The following is a 15,516-nucleotide window of genomic DNA, read 5'->3' as shown; positions in this document are numbered from 1 at the left end:
TGATATGATGCGCAAAAATATGTCACACACTGTGGCTTTGTCCTTGGCGGGCCTGTCGTTGGTGGCTGTTGCGGGCGCGATTGTGTTGCCGGTTTCCGCGCAAGAAAGCCTGCTGCCCGAAGGATTTGGCGCGCCATCGGACCCAGCGCCCAAGGCGGCACCGACCCCCAGTCCCAAGGCTGCGCCCAAGGCGGCACCAAAATCTGGCCCTAGCTCGGGGACGAGTTCGCCGACGCCTGCGCCGTCGCCCTCCAATGCGTCATCGACGTCCACGCCCAGCAATGCGGTTCCAAGCGCGCCCAATGCGGCTCTGCCTGCGGCCCCTGCGGCCCCAAATGCGGCGGCGGGCGACGACGATGAGTTGTCCGAATCAGAATTTGGCGTTCCGGGGCGTCTGAAATATGACTTGCCGCCCGGCACGCGCCGCGCCCTGACGCGGGTTGGACCATTGACACAGAACAGCGGCGGCATGGCACCCGATGCCTTTGGCGTGCGCGGCGAATATGCCACTTTGTTGATGCGGGCGTCGGGCGGTGATTTTGCGTCGCGCTGGGCGCATATCCTGCTGCGCCGTGCCCTGCTTAGCGCCATCGACACACCCAAAACGGTGAATGGCGCGGATTTGGCCGCCGAACGGGCGGCCTTGTTGCTGCGCATGGGCGAATCGGTGGCCGCGCGTTGGATGGTGCAGGCCGTGGATTATGACCGCGCTAGCCGCGCCATGGTCGCCGCCGCCCAGCAGGTCTATTTGGCCAATGCTGACCCAGCGGGCCTATGTGCCTATGTTCCCGCTGGCTTGGCCCATGGCAATGAACATGTATGGCGTTTGTCGGCGGGCATTTGTTCGGGCTTTTCGGGTGAAGCAGGGCCTGCGGGCTGGGCGATCAGCCGCGTTCGATCATCTGGTAAGCTGTCACCCTTTGACATTTTGCTGGCCGAACGGGTGTTGGGCGCAACGGGGGCGGGGCGGCGGTCGACCACCATCGAATGGAATGGTGTCGACAAGCTGACCGACTGGCGCTTTGGCATGGCCACGGCGACTGGGGTGGCGATACCGGACAATTTGATGGCGGCGGCCCCTGCGGCCATGCGCTCTTGGACAGTCTTGACCCCAATGACCGAAATGGATGTGCGTTTGGCCCATGCGCCGGACGCGGCGGTGCGCGGTGTCTTGTCGGGTCAGGCCTATTTGTCGTTGCTTACCGCCGCCGCGGGCGATCAGGAACCCAGCGAAGGCTTGGCAGCACAAACAGCGCAGCTTCGCGACGCGCTGGGCGCGGGCAGTGGACAGACCCGCTATGATGCTATGAAGCGCATGTGGGATGGCAATGCTGGCGGCAGCGCAAGCGGCGGCAGCAAGGCCGACAGCTATGCCGCGCTGATTTTAACATCGCGCGCCGCCGCCGCTATGCCCAGCAGCATCAAAGCGGATGATGACCCGTGGCAATTGCTGGGGTCGATGTTGGCGGGCGGATATGACCGCAATGCGGCGGCATGGCTGCCCAAGCTGGATATTGGCACCCGCGCATGGGGTGTTTTGGCGGTCGGTAACATCAAAGCGCTGGGCGGGACCACGGCGGCGGTGGTTGATGATTTCGCCAGCGACGACGACAGTTTGGACCAGCAACGCAGCAAATTATTGCTGGCGGGCCTTGCTGGGCTGGGCCGGATTTCCGATGAAGACCGGAGCAAGGCGGCCAGCAATTTGGGCGTAGATTTTGCCAAAGAAAGCCGTTGGACCCGCGCCATTGACGAAGCGGCAACGCGCCGCGAACCCGCAATGGTGGCGTTATTGGCGGCGATTGGCATGCAGGGGGAATGGAATAAAGTTCCGGCCTATCACCTGTATCACATTGTCCGCGCTCTGCGCGCTGTCGGGTTGGAGGCAGAGGCGCGCATGATCGCAGCGGAAGCGGTGGTGCGTGTCTGACGGCGCGCGGATTGATCGCTTTTTGGAAATGATGGCGGCGGAGCGTGGGGCTTCGCGCAACACGCTGGCCGCCTATGCCCGCGATTTGACGCAGGCGGCAGAGCTGATGAAAGCCACGCTGGGCGATGCAGGGCTGGAGGATTTGCGCGGCCTGATGGCGTCCTATCGGGGGTTAGCGGCCAGCAGCGCGGCGCGCAAATTATCGGCGCTGCGCCAATTTTACGCCTTTTTGGTGGATGAGGGGGACCGCGCCGACAACCCCACGCTGGACATCGCACGGCCCAGCACGCGCCGCCCCTTGCCGCGCATTTTGTCGCACAATCATGTCGACGCCCTGTTCGCGGCGGCAGAGGAGGAAGCGAGCGGCGAGCATCCGCCCCGCGCGGCGGTGCGGATGTTGTTGATGCTGGAACTGCTATATGGGTCCGGACTGCGGGCCAGCGAGTTGGTGTCGCTGCCCCGCCGTTCGGTGCAGGCATCGGGCGAATTTGTGATGATACGCGGCAAGGGCGACAAAGATCGTCTGGTGCCTTTGTCCCAGCGGTCGCGCCGCGTGATGGATCGGTGGTTGCCGCATATCGCCAGCGATTCGGCGTGGCTGTTCCCATCGGGAAAATCGCATTTGTCGCGTATCCGTCTGTATCAATTGCTGCGCGAATTGGCGGCGCGGGCGGGTGTGGACCCGATGGCGGTCAGCCCCCATGTGCTGCGCCATGCCTTTGCCACCCATTTGCTGGAAGGGGGCGCGGATTTGCGCGCTCTTCAGATGATGTTGGGCCATGCGGACATTGCGACGACCGAGATTTATACCCATGTCGACAGCGCCCGCTTGGTCGAACTGGTGAATAAAAGGCACCCTCTGGCGCATATGGATGCTGTCAGAGGACGTTGAGGGCGTTGACGGCGCGGCTTCATCCGCCTAGCGAACATGGCATGACTGCCTTTCTGGACTTCGAAAAACAGGTTGCCGCGCTTGACCGGCAGATTGCTGAACTGCGCGAAATGGGTGACGACCCGACGCTGAATATCGAGAATGATATTGCGCGGCTGGAGGATAAAAGCTCCAAATTGCTGCGGGATATTTATTCCAAGCTGACACCGTGGCAAAAAACACAGGTGGCGCGTCACCCCGAACGTCCGCATTTCAAACATTATATTGCGGGCATGTTCGACGATTTCATGCCCTTGGCGGGCGACCGCAATTTTGCCGATGATCATGCGATTATCGGTGGCTTTGCGCGTTTTCGCGGCCAGCGTGTGATGGTGATGGGCCATGAAAAGGGCGACGATATCCCATCGCGCATGAAGCATAATTTCGGCATGGCCAAGCCAGAGGGGTATCGCAAGGCGATCCGCCTGATGCAATTGGCGGACCGGTATAATCTGCCTGTGGTGTCTTTGGTCGATACGTCGGGGGCCTTCCCCGGCATTCAGGCCGAAGAACGGGGCCAAGCCGAAGCCATTGCGCGCAGCACCGAACAATGTTTGGCGCTGGGTGTGCCGATGGTCGCCGCCATTGTTGGCGAAGGCGGGTCCGGCGGGGCGATTGCTATGGCCGCTGCCAACCGCGTGTTGATGTTTGAACATGCCGTATATTCGGTGATTTCGCCCGAAGGCTGTGCGTCGATTTTGTGGCGCACCGCCGACAAGGCCGCCGATGCCGCCACCGCCATGAAGATGAGCGCGCAAGATTTGCTGGCGATGGGCGTGATTGACAGCATCGTTACCGAACCTGTGGGCGGTGCGCACCGTGCGCCGGCCCAAGCGATGCAGGCGCTGGGCGACGAAATCGCCAAGCAATTGCAATCGCTGCAGGGCCTGAGCCGTGAGCAGATTTTGCACCAACGCGAAGAAAAATTTCTGGGCATGGGCCGCGCGTAAAGCGTGGCCCCACCAAGGAATCACTATATCCGCGCGTAAAGCGCGTCCTCGCCAAAGGGCCAACAGTTTCCGCGCATAATGCGGGCCTGACGGTGATTATATCCACCATCATCATGTGGCCCGTGGGGCGGGGCGGTTTGACGCCCATTCCCATGGGCTGTGCGGAACCCGATGCGATGCGCTGCGTTCCGTGCTAATGGCCCAAAGGGCATGAACGACATCACGCGATGCGGATCGCCAGTGGGGCGCTTCCTTCGCAAAAATAAGGGACGCACCATGGCAAATTTGGGCGGTAAACGGGGCGGTTATAGGGTGAAATTTGCGGCGTTGCTGGCGGCAACAACGCTTGGCGCGATCAGTCTGACGCCCAGCGCGCAGGCGCAGTTAAAGCGGATCGCCACCGCCAACAGCATCACGGCACAAGAAAAACAGCAAGGCGCAGAGGCGCACCCGCAATTGATGCAGGAATTTGGCGGCGCTTATACGGGCCGCCAATCCCCCTATGTGGTGCAGGTGGGGCAAAATATTGCCATGCAATCGGGCCTTGGCAATGCGCGGGATTTCACCGTGACCTTGCTCAATTCCCCCGTGAACAATGCGTTCGCCATTCCGGGCGGCTATATTTATGTGACGCGCCAATTGATGGCGTTGATGAATGACGAGGCTGAATTGGCGGGCGTCTTGGGTCATGAAGTGGGCCATGTCGCCGCACAGCATAGCAAAAAGCGCCAATCGGCGGCCACCCGCAACACCATATTGGGTGTGTTGGGCGCGGTGGTGGGCGGCGCGATGGGCGATGGCGGCGGCTTGCTGGGCGGGCTGGGTGGTTTGTTGCAAAATAATGCCATGAAGGTAGCCCAGCTTGCGACATTGGGGTTCAGCCGCAGTCAGGAATTGCAGGCTGACCAATTGGGCGTGCAATATCTTCTCAGCGCGGGATATGACACGGGCGCGCTGGCGACGATGTTGGCGAGCCTCGCCAACCAAACCGCGCTGGATGCGCGATTGGCGGGCACGGGCAACAATAGTGTTCCGGCATGGGCCAGCACTCACCCCGACCCTGCCAGCCGTGTACGCAATGCCGAAACGCTGGCCAATCGCGCGGGCGGCACGGGCCGCAAGCGCAACGCGGATGCATTTTTGGCGCAGGTGAATGGCATGACCTATGGCGATGATCCGGCGCAAGGCGTGGTAGAGGGGCAGAATTTTATTCACCCCGACATGAAATTGCGCTTTACCGCGCCCAGTGGATATGGCCTGCAAAATGGCACAGCGGCGGTGACGGTCAGCGGCAATGGCGGACAGGCGCAATTTTCCATGGCGCCATATAATGGTGACATGAACGCCTATATCACCAATGTCATGCGCGCGGTGGCGGGCAAGGACAGCAAGGTGACGCCGACCAACATTCAACGCACCACGGTGAATGGCATTCCCGCATCCTATGCCAGCGTGCGGGCGAACAGCCAGTCTGGCGCGGTGGATTTAACCGTTTTTGCTTATGAATTTTCGGGCAACCAAGCCTATCATTTTGTTGCATTGACCAAAGCGGGCGGGGCGGGTGTGTTTAACAGCATGTTCCAAAGCGTCCGCCGTTTGAGCAATGCCGAAGCCAGCGCCGTGCGCCCCCGCCGTGTGGAGGTGGTGAGCGTGAAAAGCGGCGACACCATCGCCAGCCTGTCGCGCCGCATGGCCTATGATGATTTACAGCAAGATCGTTTCTTGGTGCTGAACCGACTGGCCAGCAACGCCCGCCTGAGCGCGGGGCAGAAGGTGAAAATTGTCACCTATGGCACACGCTGAGCGCGCTTTGCGTTTATTGTAGATAAGAAAAAGGCGGCAGGGGTGAATCTGCCGCCTTTTTTAATTATGTTGCACTTGGCGTTTTGTTGGCTTCGGTCGACAATGCGTCGCCTGCTTTTTTGAAAGAGGCTTTTACGCCGCCGCCAACTACACCCATTGCTGCAATCGCAGCGATTGCAATGAGTGCAGCGATCAGGCCGTATTCAATGGCCGTTGCTGCTTCAGTATCACGTCCGAAATTCTTAATCTTCTTCATACCATGCCTCCCGATGGGACAAGCCCCCGTTAAAAAAACTCATCAAATGGCCATTGATGAATCACCAATGTGCGACCTGAATATCTGCGATTCCCTTACTTCTGGTTAACAATGCAGGGCAAGGTTTAAATATTCCCTTATGCCGTTATTCTGTTCCAGAATGGAATGCAACTGCTTGCTTTTTCCGTCAAATTTCGATGAGCGTGGAGATTAAGATTTATTGATTTTGTATCAATATGTTGTTTGCAATATAGTGTCTTGGATCGTCGGAATAAGGGGTGTTTGAATCAAGGCGATGATCCGGACATGATGTGGGTCGACTATATTTTACAGATTTCTTTAAGTATAAAATCTTATCTATATTGACAGAAAGACTAGCGATTATTTACCTAGAGAGTGGTTGGCATATCTGAGCGGGGCATGCGCCCACGTGCCATGCTAGTCGCGCGTTCTTTTTTATGTCTTATGGCTGGGAATCGACAGCTTCGGTGAATTTATCGCTGATAATCGTCCACATGCCGCCAGTGCCGCCGCCTAACATGCGAAGAGCACCGATCATGGCCAAGGCGATGAGCGCGACAATCAGGCCATATTCAATGGCGGTCGCGCCGCGATTGTCCGAAAATAATGTCTTCAGTTTCATTGCTCTGCCCCCGCAGCAAGCGTACCCACGCCAACATTTCGCCTATGCCAGCATATTTGGGCTATGGCGATGGGGAAATGATTTTCTGCCTGTCGCTTGTTCGAACAGCCTGTATCAGGCCCATCGATAGGACGGGTCATTTCCGGCATCGCCACGGTTTTGTGGATGCTAGATGATGATGATGGCGAAGAAAGGTTAAGAAATTGAATGGTCCGGATGCACGGCAGGTGACGACGGCGGGTGGGGTCGGGCTGAATCCGTCCGATATGGATAGCAATGGAGTCAGCGGCCACGCGCTGGCCGTGCCAGCGCCCTTGCCATTCCTCTATGTCGTCGCGGCGGCGTTGGTCGATTCGGACGGACGGATTTTGGTGCAGCAACGCCCCGAAGGCACGCCGATGGCGGGCTTGTGGGAATTTCCGGGCGGCAAGATGGAGCAAGGCGAAACGCCTGAAGCGGCCTTGATTCGGGAATTGCACGAAGAATTGGGGATTGAGGTAGAGCAGGCTTGCCTAGCCCCCGCCTGTTTTGCCAGTGAACCGCTGGGTCAGCGGCATTTGCTGTTATTATTATATGTGTGCCGCAAATGGCGGGGCACACCCATAGCGCGCCACGCCAGCGCGATGAAATGGGTGCGGCCCATTGCATTGCACGGGCTGGATATGCCGCCCGCTGACAAGCCGCTGATCGGCTTGTTGGAAAATATGATCTGATGTGGCGGCGCGGCGCGGGTGGTGGCCCGCGCCGTGGTGATGGGTCGCTTGCTTGGGGCCTGCGCCCTTAGGGTTTGGGCGCTTTTAGGGCGTCGGCCAGCGATGCCGTCGCGCTGCCGCGCTTGGCGGGTTTGGGCTGGCTGGGGTCGGGCGCCCAGCCGCTGAAATAAATAATGCGAAATGTCTCGCTCACCCGCCCGTCGGGGTCGGCTTGGTCGGCAAAGGCGGCGGCCATATGCGCCACCTCTGTTCGGGTCGGCAGGCTGGGCGTTGGCGTCAGGCGGCTGGACAGGCCGTTTGCCCGTAGGTCGCGCACCAAGGCCAGCATATCCCCATAGCGGACATTCAGCGCATCGACATCGACCACCGGCATGGCAAAGCCAATGCGTTGCAACAAATTGCCCATCGACGACAGGTCAATTTGGGGGTGCATACGCGCCACCGGACGCACGCCGTCCGCCATGGTGGCGCGGCGCAATTTCGGCAGGCTGCCATCGCCCAAAAATGCGCCCATCAACAGGCCATCGGGGGCCAGCAGTGCCCGCATACGCAGCAGGGCGGCGGGCACATCTTGCACCGCGTCCAAGCCGCCGTGCCAGATAATCAGATCATAACTGGCCAGCGGGCGGTCCAGCGTTTCCGCATCGCCTTGGTCAGCGGCATAGCGGCGGGCCATCGCGGGGCCCGATTCCAACACATCGACGCTGCCGCCCGATGGGGCCAGCAACTGGGTGATATGATCAACCAAAGCGCGGTCATGCGCGCCGACGATCAAGGCACGGCTGAATTGGCGCGTGACCATCGACAATTGGTCCAGCATCGCGTCCCGAATAATGTCTTGCAGGAAATCGGCCCCTGCGGCGGCGGTCATCATACGGTCGCGCTGGGCCGCGTGGCGGGCGAGGGAGAATATTGGGGCGGGTTCGGGTGGGGAGGTCATGCCCGCGCTTTTGCCGTTTTGGGCGGGGATGCACAAGTGTTATGGGGTGGTTCGGGGTGTCTTTGGGGGGATGGTCGTCATGGCCTATGCACAGATACGCGGCGGGTTGATGGGCGCGGTGCGATGGGGGCGGGCGGGGCTGCGCTATGCGGCGGATTTGGCTTTGCCACCGCGATGTCCGTCTTGCGGGGTGATTGTCGGCGGGGATCGGCAATTGTGCCTGAGCTGTTGGCAGGCGCTGGATTTTCTGGATGGGCCAGCCTGTGGTCGATGTTCCATGCCCTTGGTGCAAGGCGCGCAGATGATGAGCGGGGCGGATGGCGTGATGTGCGGGGCGTGTCTGGCCGATCCGCCAGCCTTTCATGGCGCACCAGCGGCGGTGGCCTATGGCCCCGTGGCGCGGCGCTTGGCGTTGCGGTTGAAATATGGGCGGCGCGTGGGGGATGCGCAGTTGATGGCGCAATATATGGCGCGGCGATTGCGTGATGTTGCGGGGGACGTGGGAGCGGAGGCAAGCCTGCTGCTAATACCCGTGCCGCTGCATCGATGGCGTTTGTGGCGGCGGGGCTATAATCAATCGGCGCTGATTGCCCAGCATATGGCGCGCATCAGTGGCGCGTCATGGGATGCCCATGCGCTGGTTCGCCATAAAGCGACGCCCAGCCTGCAAGGCAAGCGCAAGCGGGAGCGTCAAGCCATTGTGACAGGTGTTTTTTCCCTGTCTGACCATGGGGCGCGGCACATAAGGGGGCGGCATGTGGTGTTGATTGACGATGTCCATGCCAGCGGGGCGACGTTGCGAGCCTGTGCGCGCATATTGCAGCGCGGCGGCGCGGCGAAAATATCAGCGATTACATGGGCGCGCGTGGTGCCAGATGCGATTATGACCAGCAACATATTTGACTTTGCCGCTTGGGATTCCGATATGGGGTCGGAAGGACTGTAAAGGTAACGCCCGATGGCCAAGATTGAAATCTATACCAAATTCTTTTGCCCATATTGCACGCGGGCCAAGACCTTGCTCGATTCCAAGGGCGTGACCTATGAAGAATTTGAACTGTCGAATGATCCCGCTGCATTTCAAGTGATGCTCGATCGATCCCATGGTGCCCGCACGGTTCCCCAAATCTTTATTGATGGTCAGCATATTGGCGGCAGCGATGATCTGGCCGCGCTGGATGCGCGGGGCGGCTTGGACCCGTTGTTGGGGATTGGGTAAGCCTTGATTGTCTTTGATTTATCTTGTGCGCTGGGTGGCCATCGTTTTGAAGCATGGTTTGCCAGCAGTGACAGCTTTGCCGACCAACAGGCGCGGGGATTGATCCATTGCCCGATTTGCGGCGATGACCAAATTCGCAAGGCCGTGATGGCCCCGCGCATTGGCGCAAAATCCAACCAACGGACCGATGCCATGCGGCCCACATCTGTGCCAGCAGTGCAGACTGACACGTCGCATATTCCCGCCGCCAACACGCCCGCCATGGCGGCTGATGGTCCGGCGGTCAGCGCCGAAATGGTGCGGCATATGATTGCAGAAATCGCATCAAAACAGGCGGAAATGCTGCCGCAATCGCGCTGGGTCGGCAATGATTTTGCCGATGCCGCCCGCGCTATGCACGAAGGCCGCGCTCCCGACCAGATGATCCATGGCCAAAGCAGCCCAGATCAGATCCAAGAATTGCATGATGACGGCATTGCCGCCATGCCTTTGCTGGTCCCCATTGTTCCGCCAGAGGTGGCGAACTAGCCCTTAAGGGGCGGCTCGGTTGTGCTTGCTAAGCTGCGTTTTGCACGCCGGTGCGGCGACTGATCCCATGCCCTAATCCGAAGGCGTATATGTTCTTGGCTATTTCCCAGTAAGTTCGGTATCGCACAATTTTGAAAGTGATCGTAGCGGATGCAAAAATTTACCGCGAAATGACCGAGAAGAAGCTGAGCTTCGGCCCAGCGCCATATCGAACGCAATTCCCCAATTTGTTCCGTTTTCAGGGCTTGACGGTGGCAGGTGGCGCGTTTAGCGAAATGCCCACAATTCTGCGGTTTACGCAGATCGCACCCATAGCTCAGCAGGATAGAGCGTCGGATTCCTAATCAAAAAAATGTGCAGCTAACTATCTGTTTTCGTTAGTATTGGGCTCTCGGTGTGCCGCTGAGTGTGCCAATTTTGCGCCCACTTTATCAAATGCACCGCTTATTTCGTCGGGCTCGACGTGGGCATAGCGTTGCGTTGTCTTGATATCCTTGTGCGCCATAGCTTCTTTCAACGTTGGCAGATCGACGCCAGCTTGCCGCGCCCATGTGCCAAAGGTGTGGCGCAGATCATGCCATCGGAAATCGACCAGTTGCAGTTCGCGGCGCAGGCGTTCCCAGCGGCGGCGGTAATTGGTCCAATCGAAAACGGGATCTGATGGCAGAGGTACTTTGCCGCTTTCCTTCGCGCTGTCGGATCGGCGGCGTTGCAGCATTGCTATCACCTGTGGCGACAGCTTGATGATCATTGGCACGCCGCCTTTCGTGCGCGGTATGGTGACCGTTGCACCGCGCAGATCCAATTGGCTCCACGTCCATTTCATATTGCCGCGCCGCAGCCCGGTTGAAACAGCGGCAAGAATAATATCTGACAGTCCTTGGTCTTCGCTTGATTGCAGCGCGCTGACTTCATCCTGTGATGCGAAGCGTACCCTTGGCTCGCTCTCTTTGAATTTGATCTTGGACCAAGGCAGATCTGGGACTGGCTGGTCGTGCATCAGCTTAACGTGACGCATTGCGGCCTGTAGATATGATAAGTCGCGATTGACGCTGGGCGGCTGCACCAGCTTTGTGGCCAAAGCGGGATCATCCACGGATGCTTTGCGGACTTTGCCGCTGCGGCCACGATAGGCGGGTTCGCTGCGGCGCTTGGCCCGAAAGTCCATCAACATAGCAGCCGTCAGAGCATCGACAGGGATTGAACAATCAAGGCATCGGTCGATATTTTCGATATTCGACCAGATGGAATTGGCGCTGTTTAGGTCTTTAGCATGGTCTTCCCACCAGCGCGCGATGGCTTGGCTAACCGTCCAAGTCTCATCGCGTCTTTTCAGTTGCTGTTCGAGCCGGTCAACAATGCGATCAACCGCTATCTTTGCGGCTCGTTTGCTCGTTTCTTGCGTGCTTCCTCGATATCGTTGACCTTTGACGGTGACATCGACCCACCAAAACGGTGATTTTTCACGTTTATAGAGGCGCATCGCATCCGTCTTTCGTCGATGAAATTATCCAGATCCATGCTGTGATAGCGGATTGAGCCACCAATGCGAATATAGGACAGCTCACCGGACTGACGAAGCTTTCGGATCGAGCGAACACTTATATTCAATATTGCCGAAGCTTCGATTTCAGATAGCAGCTTTTTTGGCCCGCTCATGGGCTAGCCTCCCTCAACGCATTTTCGACCATTACAGATGTTAGGTTCATGCAGCCTCCGGCTGTTTTTGTGCCGATAGTAATGCGTCCATCAGGGTGATGGTTTCGGCGGGGTCTTTGGACCAGTCTTGCGGCCAGCAAACATCGATGCGGCCATCGGTGCGGACGTAGCGTAGCTTGGTGGCGGCAGCGTTGGCGGTCACTGAGGCATAGACTTCGCAAGGCTGGAATAGGGCGATTTCGATTTCGGTTTCGATTGCCAGCCCGCGTTCGCCGCTGGCCAATCGGTCGATTAGTTGTTGCATCGGGTTTAATCCTCGATCTTGAAATGGGTGATGTCGAAAGGGCAGGCTTTGAAATGCCAGCGCGTCCACTTGGCGGCGGGGTAAAGATTTTTGCTGATCCAGCCGCAGCGGAACCGGACGCGTAGCGGGCTGGCACCAGTGCGGGGGCGGTAGCCTTCGTTTCGTTGCCACGTCACAGGCACAGCTTTCCGAGATTGTAGACGATGGCACTGGTGGCGATGGGGCCGACGAGCAGCATCCAACCCGCGATTTTTAGGCGGTGGCGGTTTTCGAGGCGGACGCACTCTATGCAATCGCAATAGGCGCGGCGAGTGATGCCGTGGGCGCTCATGCGATCACGTCCCTGACTTCCCACATCAGGAAAAGCATGGGCAGAACGAACAGACCCAAGGCGGTGACGAGCAAGCCCTTGGTGAATTCGATCAGGTCGGTGCGGTTCAGAACGTCCATGACGATCCGCGTTGAATGATTGTCAGGCAGTAGATGTTTCAGCAGTTTTTTCATGATGTGCTGGCGGCGCTTGTTCGGCTGGCCCGCCTCTCCCTGTGTGGATTGGTGGGCGGTCAGGCTTCGCCGAGCGCGCAACGATAGGTTTCTAGGATGGCGTCGCGTTCCTTGCGGTCGTGCGGCGACATGGACCGATCTTTGACGATCATTTTGACGATCTTGGGGTCGTAGCCGTGACTTTTCAGTTCGGCATAAACATCGCGGCGGTCATCATTCGCGCCTTTGATTTCTTCCTCAATCCGCTCGATCCGTTCAATGAATAGGCGCAATCGGTCATCGCTGGCGCTGGCATCTTCATCGCTGCGATTGGTGCTGTCGGCTTCGTCGCAGGACTGGCAGACGGTCAGCTGCGCGCCGTTTCGGGTGCTGCGATGATGAACCCAGCCTTCGGGCAGGGGGGTGTCATTGGCAAAGGCGTTGGCGTCGCATTTGTCGCAGCGGTGGCGTGTGATGCCCATGGGTTAATCCTCGATTTGTTCGGTTTTGGGGTTGTCGAAGATCCAGCAGTGCATGACGCGGCCCTCGTGGTTGGTGCGCATCGTCTTGGCCGCGATGAAGCGGCGGCTCTTTGACGAGCGCAGCAGATTTTTCAGATCTTCGATTGGGGGGCCGATGACGCCGCGTGCGCGACACCGTTCTTCAAACATCGGCAGGCTGATCGCGATTTCGCTTTCCTTCTTGGACAGGTTCAGCTTGTGCGATTGGCCGTCGATTTCATTCTGGCGGAACCAGTCCACCAGTTCCCAGAATTTGGCGACATGGGGATGATCTGCGCTGATCGACTTGTGCCGCTCGGCCATCATGTCGGCGATGAAGGCGTGGCCCTCCTCGGCGGTGCCGACTGGCATGTCGATGCAGGCGCACATGGCGTCCAATGCTGCGGCCAGTTGGGCGTGGTTCTTGACCAGACGCTGATGGTTGACGCCGCTTGTCTTGGGCAGTTCCTTTTCGTGGCGTTTGAACGCTTCCAGAAATACCTTCATCCACAATTCTTCCTGCCGGATGATGTGGATGATGAAGCCGCTGAGATCTTCGGTCTTCCATTGCTCGATCAGATCCGCCGCTGCCTTGGTGGCAGGGCTCCAATTCTCTTTATTAATGGTGATGCTCATCAAGCGTTCGAGCAGGGCTGGCGACGCCTTCACCGCATAGTTTTGCGCGATGACCACGGACCCGCGAAATGGCGGATCATAGGTTTCCATGCCGCCCGACTTCACGCCGCGTGATCGCACGGCGCGGCCATTATAAGCGGTTTTCAGTTCGTCCCATTCAAAGCGTTTGCTGTGCGGGGTGTTTTCGTCGCGGTCGCCCTCGATCAGCACGACAGGCAAGCCACCGACTTTGCCCAAGTTGCGGGCGATGGCGGCGTTTGTGGCCTTGGTCGGATCGAAGCCTTCATATCCTTCACGGCCAAATAGCCGCCAAAGAAATTCGATCAGGGTTGATTTGCCAGATCCGGGCTCACCGATCACTTGCAGGAAGGCCATGCTTTTGTGCGCATCGCGGATCTGTTCGGCGAACAGGCTCATTTGCCAGAAGGTCAGGGCGATCAGGCCGCGAACGCCATAGGCCACGGCCAATGGCTGGACCCAATCCGCTTTATATTTGGTGGGTTCATAGTCGATAGACAGCAGGCGTTCGGCGCTGCGCAGCTTCACCGCTTCCTTGCCGAAATCAAAATAGTCTTCGCTGTTGATCTTGACGACGCGGCCTTGGCGCACGGCGATTTCGCCAAGGATCCACGCGCCGTGCTTTTTGCTGTATCCGGTGAAATCGATGGGCTCGACCGTTTTCAGGTTGCGCACCTGATGCAGCATCATGCGGTCCAGCTGGCCGGTGCTGCCAGTGAATTGACCCGAAAAAGCGAACAGGCGCTTTTTGAATTCCGGTGCCGCTGTCAGTTGGGCGGCAGAAAATCGGCCCTTGGCGGTTGGTGTTTTGCCGGGGAAATCAATGCGCAAATAATAGGCCGTGTCGTCGATCAGATCGTCGCGTTCACGGTACAGCGTGCGGAATGTGCAATTGGCGATTTCGGTGATGTCGGCGGCTTGGGCGGCGGCGGCGCGGTCGCTCAGCCCTTCCAGCGCCTTGATTTCTGCAATCTTCGCGCTGTTGAAATTGGCCCACCATAGGCGGTTGTCAAAGGTCAGGGAAAAGCTGGACCAGCGTTTGCGATCATAGAGAAGGCAGGCTTTTTCGGTCGCATTTTCGGCAAGGATGACTTCGCCATTCCACATATATTCTGCGAAATGCTCGTCGGTCAGGTCGCCGGAATTCAGCAGATCATTCCAATCCGCCGCTTTCCCATCGTCCAAATTGGGCTGACAGGCGGTGGCGGGCCAGCCCGCTTGCAGCGCCCGCGCCACGAATTTGCGGCTGTAATCGACGCCAGCCTTGCCCACGTCAAAAGCGAATACCAGTTCGGGCAGGGGCAATTCCGCGTCGGTGCATTGGCGCCGCAATTCTGTCAGGAAGTTTTTGGGCCAATTGTTGACCGTCATGGCCGACACAGCCACATGGCCGGCCTGCATCAGCGCCCAAGCATTGAAGATGCCCTCGGCAATCAGGATGCGCGGCGCAGCGGCCAGATCGGCCATGCTGAATTTCGGCGGGATCCAGCAGTAACCTTTATAGGTCAGGTCGCTATCTTCGGGGATCCATTGGAAACGTGCTTTGCGATCAAAGCGGTCGGGCTGATCAATGATCCGTTCCCACCATGTGCCGCCCGGCAAGGGAAAGCGCACGGTGGCCGATGTTAGGCCGCTTTGCTGGTCCTTATAGGTTTCTTGGGCATAGCATCCCCGCATCCCTTCCAAATTCAGGCCGCGTCCCATTTGCAAAAAGGCATCGGCGGCGGCGTTGGGGTCAACCGGTGTGGCTTTGTAACGCTTGGACCAATCGGTAAATAATTCGGGGTAATAAGCGCGGATGCTATGTTCATAGCCGCACCGATCCAGACGCCCGCATTTCATCACCTTGGGGTCTTCGGCATGCGTATATAGTTCTTTCTTGCCGCAATCGGGGCACTTGCCCTTGCGAAGCCATTGCCCTTCGCGCTTGAACGCAAAGTCACGCATCAGCGCGGCAATCACTTCCTGTTTCAAATTGGTGGACATCGTGCGGGCTGCTTTCA

Annotated in this window: 19 protein-coding genes; 8 read left to right on the top strand and 11 right to left on the bottom strand. The window is 58.5% G+C overall.

Annotation, left to right across the window (positions count from 1 at the left end; all coding sequences use genetic code 11):
* Positions 1–19: 19 nt before the first annotated feature.
* The 4 genes from LKO31_RS08920 (at position 20) to LKO31_RS08905 (ending at position 5,614) form a co-directional block, all read left to right on the top strand.
* Positions 20–1,930 carry a hypothetical protein gene (locus LKO31_RS08920; protein ID WP_227689942.1) on the top strand — a complete coding sequence of 637 codons (1,911 nt, stop codon included), beginning with the start codon at positions 20–22 and terminating at the stop codon, positions 1,928–1,930.
* Positions 1,923–2,822, top strand: coding sequence for a tyrosine recombinase (locus tag LKO31_RS08915; RefSeq protein WP_227689941.1), 900 nt, complete (start codon positions 1,923–1,925; stop codon positions 2,820–2,822). The genes LKO31_RS08920 and LKO31_RS08915 overlap by 8 nt, the downstream gene beginning before the upstream one ends.
* Before the next feature lie 41 nt (positions 2,823–2,863).
* A complete protein-coding gene (locus tag LKO31_RS08910) occupies positions 2,864–3,811 on the top strand; it encodes an acetyl-CoA carboxylase carboxyltransferase subunit alpha (RefSeq protein ID WP_227689940.1) in 948 nt (315 codons plus the stop codon).
* 276 nt (positions 3,812–4,087) lie between these two features.
* On the top strand, positions 4,088–5,614 hold the full coding sequence (locus LKO31_RS08905; RefSeq protein WP_407699277.1) for a M48 family metalloprotease: 1,527 nt from the start codon (positions 4,088–4,090) through the stop codon (positions 5,612–5,614).
* 64 nt (positions 5,615–5,678) lie between these two features.
* Here LKO31_RS08905 and LKO31_RS08900 read toward each other — a convergent pair whose 3' ends face one another.
* Positions 5,679–5,870 carry a Flp family type IVb pilin gene (locus LKO31_RS08900; RefSeq protein WP_227689938.1) on the bottom strand — a complete coding sequence of 64 codons (192 nt, stop codon included), beginning with the start codon at positions 5,868–5,870 and terminating at the stop codon, positions 5,679–5,681.
* A 463-nt stretch (positions 5,871–6,333) separates the two neighbouring features.
* The gene (locus LKO31_RS08895; protein ID WP_227689937.1) at positions 6,334–6,513 is read right to left on the bottom strand and encodes a Flp family type IVb pilin; all 180 of its coding nucleotides are present in this window, start codon (positions 6,511–6,513) and stop codon (positions 6,334–6,336) included.
* Positions 6,514–6,779: 266 nt separating this feature from the next.
* Between LKO31_RS08895 and LKO31_RS08890 the strand changes: the two genes are divergently transcribed.
* Positions 6,780–7,226 carry a (deoxy)nucleoside triphosphate pyrophosphohydrolase gene (locus LKO31_RS08890; RefSeq protein WP_227690588.1) on the top strand — a complete coding sequence of 149 codons (447 nt, stop codon included), beginning with the start codon at positions 6,780–6,782 and terminating at the stop codon, positions 7,224–7,226.
* Between the two features lie 67 nt (positions 7,227–7,293).
* Here the strand turns inward: LKO31_RS08890 and LKO31_RS08885 are convergent, their stop codons facing one another.
* Positions 7,294–8,166: a methyltransferase domain-containing protein gene (locus tag LKO31_RS08885; protein ID WP_227689936.1), complete on the bottom strand. Its 873-nt coding sequence runs from the start codon at positions 8,164–8,166 to the stop codon at positions 7,294–7,296.
* A gap of 79 nt (positions 8,167–8,245) precedes the next feature.
* On the opposite strand from LKO31_RS08885, the gene LKO31_RS08880 reads away from it, so the two are divergent.
* The 3 genes from LKO31_RS08880 to LKO31_RS08870 are packed head-to-tail and all read left to right on the top strand — an operon-like array spanning position 8,246 to position 9,913.
* Positions 8,246–9,112: a ComF family protein gene (locus LKO31_RS08880; protein ID WP_227689935.1), complete on the top strand. Its 867-nt coding sequence runs from the start codon at positions 8,246–8,248 to the stop codon at positions 9,110–9,112.
* 12 nt (positions 9,113–9,124) lie between these two features.
* Complete coding sequence (gene grxC, locus LKO31_RS08875; RefSeq protein WP_227689934.1) at positions 9,125–9,385, top strand: glutaredoxin 3; 261 nt, start codon at positions 9,125–9,127, stop codon at positions 9,383–9,385.
* A 3-nt stretch (positions 9,386–9,388) separates the two neighbouring features.
* Complete coding sequence (locus tag LKO31_RS08870; RefSeq protein ID WP_227689933.1) at positions 9,389–9,913, top strand: DUF1178 family protein; 525 nt, start codon at positions 9,389–9,391, stop codon at positions 9,911–9,913.
* A gap of 364 nt (positions 9,914–10,277) precedes the next feature.
* Here the strand turns inward: LKO31_RS08870 and LKO31_RS08865 are convergent, their stop codons facing one another.
* The 8 genes from LKO31_RS08865 to LKO31_RS08830 form a co-directional block, all read right to left on the bottom strand.
* Positions 10,278–11,087: a tyrosine-type recombinase/integrase gene (locus LKO31_RS08865; protein WP_227689932.1), complete on the bottom strand. Its 810-nt coding sequence runs from the start codon at positions 11,085–11,087 to the stop codon at positions 10,278–10,280.
* Positions 11,088–11,284: 197 nt separating this feature from the next.
* Entirely contained in the window at positions 11,285–11,572 is a 288-nt protein-coding gene (locus tag LKO31_RS08860; protein WP_227689931.1) for a helix-turn-helix domain-containing protein, read from the bottom strand.
* A gap of 46 nt (positions 11,573–11,618) precedes the next feature.
* Positions 11,619–11,876, bottom strand: coding sequence for a hypothetical protein (locus LKO31_RS08855; RefSeq protein WP_227689930.1), 258 nt, complete (start codon positions 11,874–11,876; stop codon positions 11,619–11,621).
* Between the two features lie 5 nt (positions 11,877–11,881).
* Complete coding sequence (locus LKO31_RS08850) at positions 11,882–12,052, bottom strand: hypothetical protein (RefSeq protein WP_227689929.1); 171 nt, start codon at positions 12,050–12,052, stop codon at positions 11,882–11,884.
* On the bottom strand, positions 12,049–12,207 hold the full coding sequence (locus tag LKO31_RS08845) for a hypothetical protein (RefSeq protein WP_227689928.1): 159 nt from the start codon (positions 12,205–12,207) through the stop codon (positions 12,049–12,051). The genes LKO31_RS08850 and LKO31_RS08845 overlap by 4 nt, the downstream gene beginning before the upstream one ends.
* The gene (locus LKO31_RS08840) at positions 12,204–12,380 is read right to left on the bottom strand and encodes a hypothetical protein (RefSeq protein WP_227689927.1); all 177 of its coding nucleotides are present in this window, start codon (positions 12,378–12,380) and stop codon (positions 12,204–12,206) included. Before LKO31_RS08840 ends, LKO31_RS08845 begins: the two co-directional genes overlap by 4 nt.
* A 59-nt stretch (positions 12,381–12,439) precedes the next feature.
* Entirely contained in the window at positions 12,440–12,652 is a 213-nt protein-coding gene (locus LKO31_RS08835; protein WP_227690587.1) for a DUF2312 domain-containing protein, read from the bottom strand.
* A gap of 192 nt (positions 12,653–12,844) precedes the next feature.
* Positions 12,845–15,499, bottom strand: coding sequence for a toprim domain-containing protein (locus LKO31_RS08830; RefSeq protein WP_227689926.1), 2,655 nt, complete (start codon positions 15,497–15,499; stop codon positions 12,845–12,847).
* Between the last annotated feature and the right edge of the window lie 17 nt (positions 15,500–15,516).

Origin of the sequence: Sphingopyxis yananensis (genome assembly GCF_020687785.1) — a bacterium.
Taxonomy (GTDB): domain Bacteria; phylum Pseudomonadota; class Alphaproteobacteria; order Sphingomonadales; family Sphingomonadaceae; genus Sphingopyxis; species Sphingopyxis yananensis.
This window is presented reverse-complemented; position numbering and strand designations above follow the sequence as displayed.

Excerpts from the sequence above, each read along its gene's own strand:
- LKO31_RS08920 (WP_227689942.1), top strand. The coding sequence starts at position 20 with ATGTCACACACTGTGGCTTTGTCCTTGGCGGGCCTGTCGTTGGTGGCT.
- LKO31_RS08910 (WP_227689940.1), top strand. The coding sequence starts at position 2,864 with ATGACTGCCTTTCTGGACTTCGAAAAACAGGTTGCCGCGCTTGACCGG.
- LKO31_RS08905 (WP_407699277.1), top strand. The coding sequence starts at position 4,088 with ATGGCAAATTTGGGCGGTAAACGGGGCGGTTATAGGGTGAAATTTGCG.
- LKO31_RS08900 (WP_227689938.1), bottom strand. The coding sequence starts at position 5,870 with ATGAAGAAGATTAAGAATTTCGGACGTGATACTGAAGCAGCAACGGCC.
- LKO31_RS08895 (WP_227689937.1), bottom strand. The coding sequence starts at position 6,513 with ATGAAACTGAAGACATTATTTTCGGACAATCGCGGCGCGACCGCCATT.
- LKO31_RS08890 (WP_227690588.1), top strand. The coding sequence starts at position 6,780 with ATGGATAGCAATGGAGTCAGCGGCCACGCGCTGGCCGTGCCAGCGCCC.
- LKO31_RS08885 (WP_227689936.1), bottom strand. The coding sequence starts at position 8,166 with ATGACCTCCCCACCCGAACCCGCCCCAATATTCTCCCTCGCCCGCCAC.
- LKO31_RS08880 (WP_227689935.1), top strand. The coding sequence starts at position 8,246 with ATGGCCTATGCACAGATACGCGGCGGGTTGATGGGCGCGGTGCGATGG.
- grxC (WP_227689934.1), top strand. The coding sequence starts at position 9,125 with ATGGCCAAGATTGAAATCTATACCAAATTCTTTTGCCCATATTGCACG.
- LKO31_RS08865 (WP_227689932.1), bottom strand. The coding sequence starts at position 11,087 with ATGTTGATGGACTTTCGGGCCAAGCGCCGCAGCGAACCCGCCTATCGT.
- LKO31_RS08860 (WP_227689931.1), bottom strand. The coding sequence starts at position 11,572 with ATGAGCGGGCCAAAAAAGCTGCTATCTGAAATCGAAGCTTCGGCAATA.
- LKO31_RS08855 (WP_227689930.1), bottom strand. The coding sequence starts at position 11,876 with ATGCAACAACTAATCGACCGATTGGCCAGCGGCGAACGCGGGCTGGCA.
- LKO31_RS08845 (WP_227689928.1), bottom strand. The coding sequence starts at position 12,207 with ATGAGCGCCCACGGCATCACTCGCCGCGCCTATTGCGATTGCATAGAG.
- LKO31_RS08840 (WP_227689927.1), bottom strand. The coding sequence starts at position 12,380 with ATGAAAAAACTGCTGAAACATCTACTGCCTGACAATCATTCAACGCGG.
- LKO31_RS08830 (WP_227689926.1), bottom strand. The coding sequence starts at position 15,499 with ATGTCCACCAATTTGAAACAGGAAGTGATTGCCGCGCTGATGCGTGAC.